Here is a 6,217-nt window from a genome sequence, read left to right as displayed (position 1 = left end):
CCCTAGCCCCACCCGACCCACGGGCGAACCTGCGTACACCGCCACACACGAAGACCCCCAACCGTGATCGGTTGGGGGTCTTTTCGCTGGTGGGGCTAACAGGATTTGAACCTGTGGCCTCATCCTTATCAGGGATGCGCTCTAACCAACTGAGCTATAGCCCCGCCGCGCTGTGCGGTGTGTTCCGCGCGCTGACTCCTGAAGGTTAGCGCACGACCTGGGCAGTCCCAAAATCGATACCGGGGGTGGGCCGACCAGGTCTGCGAGCACGCGATGGGACCCGATGGCACCCGACGGGGCAATCGGGCAACACCCCGACGGCAGCCTCCCGCGCGGTTACTCGTCCCCTTTACTCGTCCTCGGCCAACGTGAGCTCCACGCCGCCCACGAAGCCCGCGGAGAGGTTGTAGATGAAGGCGCCGAGCGTCGCGAGTGCCGTCGCGAGGACGACGTCGATGACGGCGATCACCGACGTGAAGATCAGGACGTTCGGCAGGGACAGGAACGCCTGCAGGTCGAAGCCGTTCGACTCGTTGGAGCCCGTGGCCTCGGAGATGGTGCCGCCGACCGTGGAGAAGACGCCCATCGCGTCCATGACCATCCACAGCACCGCCGACGCCACGATCGTGCAGACGCCGAGCGCGATGGAGAGCAGGAAGCTGACCTTCATCACGGACCACGGGTCGGCCTTGGCCACCCGCAGACGTGCCTTACGGGTGCGGGGCATGGTGCGCGCACCCGTACGCGGCCGGCGTACGGCACTGTCGGGCGCCTGCGCCGGGTAGGCCTGCGGGGGGTGGTAGGGGGCCGCCGCCTGCTGCGGCTGCCGCTCACCCGGCAGCGGCGAGGCAGACGGTGCGGGGGCAGCCGACGCGGGGCCGGAGGGCGCGGGGCCGGACGCCGGTCCGAGGTTCGACTGCGCGGCGCTCGGCTGCGGCGCGGGCTGAGCCTGCGGTTGCGGCTGCGGCGCGGGCTGCGGCTGCGGCTGCGGTTGTGCGTTCGGAGCCGCCGAGCCCGCCGAGCCCGCGCCGGCCTCGTACGGCTGGCTCTGCGGGCCTCGGGCGTCCGTCGCCGGTCCCCCCTGGGAACCGGAGGCGTCGGACGAGCCCGAGTCGGTCGCGTGCGGCTTGATCGCCTTCAGTTGCGTCGTGTGCGGATCCGTCACACTCTCGGCGGAGCCACGGCCGCCGCCGTCCGTTTCCGTACCGGTGGAGGTATCGGTACCGGCCGATCCGGGGCCCGTGGCTCCGCTCACGATGACTCTCTCCTCGCGCTACTCAGCCGAGGACGGCTCGCCCTCGTCCGTGCCTGTGGTCGTGACGTCTTCGGCCTCGGGCTCGTCCACGGCTACGTCGCCGTCGACCTCCTCGGCCTCGCGTCCCGCCTCGGCGTTACGTGCGATACCGACGACGGCATCGCGCTTGCCCAGGTTGATCAGTTGGACGCCCATGGTGTCACGGCCCGTCTCCCTGACCTCGTTGACTCGCGTACGAATCACGCCGCCGCCCAGCGTGATGGCGAGGATCTCGTCGGTCTCCTCGACCACCAGCGCGCCGACGAGAGAACCGCGGTCCTCCACGATCTTGGCAGCCTTGATGCCGAGGCCGCCGCGACCCTGGACGCGGTACTCGTCGACGGCGGTCCGCTTCGCGTACCCACCGTCGGTGGCAGTGAACACGAACGTACCGGTTCGAACAACATTCATCGAGAGCAGTTCGTCTCCCTCACGGAAGCTCATGCCCTTGACACCCGAGGTGGCACGGCCCATGGGCCGCAGCGCCTCGTCGGTGGCCGTGAACCGGATCGACTGCGCCTTCTTGCTGATCAGAAGGATGTCATCCTCGGACGAAACGAGTTCGGCTCCGATCAGTTCGTCGTCCGAACCGTCCTCCTGCGCGCGGAGGTTGATCGCGATCAGACCGCCCGAGCGCGGTGAATCGTAATCCTTCAGAGGCGTCTTCTTGACCAGACCGCCCTTCGTGGCGAGCACCAGGTACGGCACCGCCTCGTAGTCGCGGATGGCCAGGATCTCGGCGATCGCCTCGTCCGGCTGGAAGGCGAGGAGGTTCGCGACGTGCTGGCCGCGCGCGTCCCGGCCGGCGTCCGGCAGCTCGTACGCCTTGGCCCGGTACACGCGGCCCTTGTTGGTGAAGAACAGCAGCCAGTGGTGCGTCGTGGACACGAAGAAGTGGTCGACGATGTCGTCTTCCTTGAGCTTCGTGCCGCGGACGCCCTTGCCGCCGCGCTTCTGGGCGCGGTAGTCGTCGGTCTTGGTGCGCTTGACGTAGCCGCCGCGCGAGACCGTGACGACGATGTCCTCCTCGGCGATCAGGTCCTCGATGGACATGTCGCCGTCGTACGGGACGAGCTTGGTGTGACGGTCGTCGCCGTACTTCTCGACGATCGCGGCGAGTTCCTCGCTGACGATGCCGCGCTGGCGGATCTGAGAGGCCAGGATCGCGTTGTACTCGCGGATCTTCGCCTGGAGTTCGTCGTGCTCCTGGACGATCTTCTGTCGCTCCAGGGCGGCCAGGCGGCGCAGCTGCATCTCGAGGATGGCGTTGGCCTGGATCTCGTCGATCTCCAGGAGGTCCATCAGGCCGCCGCGCGCGATCTCGACGGTGTCGCTGCGCCGGATCAGCGCGATGACCTCGTCGATGGCGTCCAGGGCCTTCAGCAGACCGCGCAGGATGTGCGCCCGCTCCTCGGCCTTGCGCAGCCGGAAGCGGGTCCGGCGGACGATGACCTCGATCTGGTGCGTCACCCAGTGGCGGATGAACGCGTCCAGCGACAGCGTGCGCGGCACTCCGTCGACCAGCGCCAGCATGTTGGCGCCGAAGTTCGTCTGCAGGTCGGTGTGCTTGTAGAGGTTGTTCAGGACGACCTTGGCGACCGCGTCCCTCTTGAGCACGATCACGAGCCGCTGGCCCGTACGGGACGACGTCTCGTCGCGGACGTCCGCGATGCCGCCGATCTTGCCGTCCTTGACGAGGTCGGCGATCTTCTGCGCGAGGTTGTCCGGGTTGACCTGGTACGGCAGCTCCGTGACGACCAGGCACTGGCGGTTCTGGATCTCCTCGACCGCGACGACCGCGCGCATCGTGATGGAGCCGCGGCCCGTGCGGTACGCCTCCTCGATGCCCTTGCGGCCCACCACCAGGGCGCCGGTCGGGAAGTCGGGGCCCTTGATGCGCTCGATCAGGGCGTCCAGGAGCTCCTCGTGGGAGGCCTCCGGGTTCTCCAGGTACCACTGGGCGCCGGCCGCGACCTCGCGGAGGTTGTGCGGCGGGATGTTGGTCGCCATGCCGACCGCGATGCCCGCCGAGCCGTTGATCAGCAGGTTCGGGAAGCGGGCCGGGAGGACGGTCGGCTCCTGGGAGCGGCCGTCGTAGTTGTCCGTGAAGTCGACGGTCTCCTCGTCGATGTCACGGACCATCTCCATCGACAGCGGCGCCATCTTGCACTCGGTGTAGCGCATGGCCGCCGCCGGGTCGTTGCCCGGAGAGCCGAAGTTGCCGTTCGAGTCGACCAGCGGCATGCGCATCGACCACGGCTGCGCGAGGCGGACCAGCGCGTCGTAAATCGAGGAGTCGCCGTGGGGGTGGTAGTTACCCATGACGTCACCGACGACGCGGGCGCACTTGTAGAAGCCGCGCTCGGGGCGGTAGCCGCCGTCGTACATGGCGTACAGGACGCGGCGGTGGACGGGCTTGAGGCCGTCCCGTACGTCCGGCAGCGCGCGCGAGACGATGACGGACATCGCGTAGTCGAGGTACGAGCGCTGCATCTCCGTCTCGAGCCCGACGGGCTCGATGCGCAGCGCGGTCTCGCCCTCAGAAGGCTCAGGCGTGACTGGAGTGTTCTCGTCGGCCATTGCTGGTGAAGATCCTTCCTGGTGCGGTCAGCTGAGACCGACTCAGATGTCGAGGAAGCGGACGTCCTTGGCGTTGCGCTGGATGAACTGGCGCCTGGCCTCGACGTCCTCGCCCATCAGGACCGAGAACAGCTCGTCGGCCTGGGCGGCGTCGTCGAGCGTGACCTGGCCGAGGACGCGGTGGTCCTGGTCCATGGTGGTCACGCGCAGTTCCTCGGCGTTCATCTCGCCGAGGCCCTTGAAGCGCTGCACCGAGTCGTCCCTGATGCGCTTGCCGTTCTGGCGGCCCAGCTCGATCAGGGCGTCGCGCTCGCGGTCCGAGTAGGCGTACTCGAAGTCGTCACGGCCCCACTTGATCTTGTAGAGCGGGGGGCGCGACAGGAACACGTGCCCGGCCTCGACCAGCGGCCGCATGAAGCGGAACAAGAAGGTCAGCAGCAGGGTGTTGATGTGCTGGCCGTCGACGTCGGCGTCCGCCATCAGGATGATCTTGTGATAGCGCAGCTTCTCGATGTCGAAGTCCTCGTGGACCCCGGTACCGAAGGCGGAGATCAGCGCCTGGATCTCCTGGTTCTGCAGGATCTTGTCGATCCGCGCCTTCTCGACGTTGAGGATCTTGCCGCGGATCGGGAGGATCGCCTGGTACTCCGGGTTGCGGCCGGACTTGGCCGAGCCGCCGGCGGAGTCACCCTCGACGATGAAGATCTCGCACTTGATGGGGTCGTTCGACTGGCAGTCGCTCAGCTTGCCCGGCAGGGACGCCGTCTCCAGCAGACCCTTGCGGCGGGTCAGGTCGCGCGCCTTGCGGGCCGCCACGCGCGCGGTGGCCGCCTGGATGCCCTTGCGGATGATGTCCGCGGCCTCGTTCGGGTTGCGGTCCAACCAGTCCGTGAGGTGCTCGTGCACGATCTTCTGGACGAAGGTCTTCGCCTCCGTGTTGCCCAGCTTGGTCTTGGTCTGGCCCTCGAACTGGGGCTCGCCGAGCTTGACCGAGATGATCGCGGTGCAGCCCTCGCGGATGTCGTCACCCGTGAGGTTGTCGTCCTTCTCGCGCAGCAGCTTCTTGTCGCGCGCGTAACGGTTGATCAGACCCGTCAGCGCGGCCCGGAAGCCCTCCTCGTGCGTACCGCCCTCGTGCGTGTGGATGGTGTTGGCGAAGGAGTACACGCCCTCGCTGTAGCCGTTGTTCCACTGCATCGCGACCTCGACGGACAGGAGCTTCTCCTTGTCCTCGGAGTCGATCGAGATGACGGAGGGGTGCACCACGTCTCCCTTACGGGAGTTGAGGTACTTGACGAAGTCAACGATGCCACCCTCGTAGTGGTACGTGACGGCCTTGGCCTCGTCCTTCTCGTCGGCGCCCGCCTCGTCTGCCCCGGCGGTGGCCTTGGCCGACTCGCGCTCGTCGGTGAGGTTGATCGTCAGACCCTTGTTGAGGAACGCCATCTCCTGGAAACGCCGCGAGAGCGTCTCGAAGGAGTAGTCGGTGGTCTCGAAGATGTCGCCGTCGGCCCAGAAGGTGACCGACGTGCCCGTCTCCTCAGTGGCCTCGTGCTGTGCGAGCGGCGCCGTGGGGACACCCAACTTGTAGTCCTGCGTCCAGCGGTGGCCGTCGGTCCTGACCTCGACGGCGACCTTCGTGGACAGCGCGTTCACGACGGAGACACCCACGCCGTGCAGACCACCGGAGACCGCGTAGCCGCCGCCGCCGAACTTGCCGCCCGCGTGCAGCACGGTCAGCACGACCTCAAGGGCCGGCTTGTTCTCGGAGGGAATGATGCCCACCGGGATACCACGGCCGTTGTCGACGACGCGTACGCCGCCGTCGGCGAGGATCGTGACGTCGATCGTGTCCGCGTGGCCGGCCAGCGCCTCGTCGACGGAGTTGTCGACCACCTCGTACACGAGGTGGTGGAGCCCGCGCTCACCGGTCGAGCCGATGTACATGCCGGGTCGCTTGCGGACCGCGTCCAGCCCTTCGAGGACGGTGATGGCGCTGGCGTCGTACGAGGCGTTGGCCTCGCCGTTCTCGCCGGCGTCGATGGACGGGATGTTCTCGTTGGGGTTGCCGGAATCGGCCACGAAGCGCCCTTTCTGGCACAGCACAAGCCAGGCTCCCGGCGGGTTTGCCGGAGCGGCTGCGGCATGTTGCGGTGGAAGCCTTTATCAGCGTTGCACAGTGTTTCCGAAGCGGTCCCCACGTATGGGGCGGGATTAGCTTCCAGTCTACCGGTAGCGCCGACAGTGATGGGGGTTTGCCGGTACCTGAGTCCGCATGTGCCGCCCTCAACCGGTCTCGCCCGACTCCCCATATGCGGAACGGGGCTCCAAGAGGCTCACGGA

At 67.5% G+C, this 6,217-nt stretch carries 3 protein-coding genes and 1 tRNA gene; all 4 read right to left on the bottom strand.

Features of this window, described 5'->3' with window-relative positions; translation table 11 throughout:
* Positions 1-87 precede the first annotated feature (87 nt).
* Positions 88-164: transfer RNA gene (locus FNH08_RS14315), tRNA-Ile, on the bottom strand.
* Positions 165-349: 185 nt separating this feature from the next.
* Positions 350-1,255: a DUF3566 domain-containing protein gene (locus FNH08_RS14310; RefSeq protein WP_322724470.1), complete on the bottom strand. Its 906-nt coding sequence runs from the start codon at positions 1,253-1,255 to the stop codon at positions 350-352.
* Between the two features lie 18 nt (positions 1,256-1,273).
* Positions 1,274-3,874 (bottom strand): DNA gyrase subunit A, encoded by a 2,601-nt coding sequence (gene gyrA, locus FNH08_RS14305; protein ID WP_152771843.1) that lies wholly within the window; start codon positions 3,872-3,874, stop codon positions 1,274-1,276.
* Positions 3,875-3,916: 42 nt separating this feature from the next.
* Positions 3,917-5,980: a DNA topoisomerase (ATP-hydrolyzing) subunit B gene (gene gyrB / locus FNH08_RS14300; RefSeq protein ID WP_322724469.1), complete on the bottom strand. Its 2,064-nt coding sequence runs from the start codon at positions 5,978-5,980 to the stop codon at positions 3,917-3,919.
* Positions 5,981-6,217 lie beyond the last annotated feature (237 nt).

This window comes from Streptomyces spongiae (assembly GCF_009377185.1).
Lineage (GTDB): Bacteria > Actinomycetota > Actinomycetes > Streptomycetales > Streptomycetaceae > Streptomyces > Streptomyces spongiae.
Note: the sequence above shows the minus strand (reverse complement) of the source record. Positions and strands in the feature narration are given on the sequence as shown.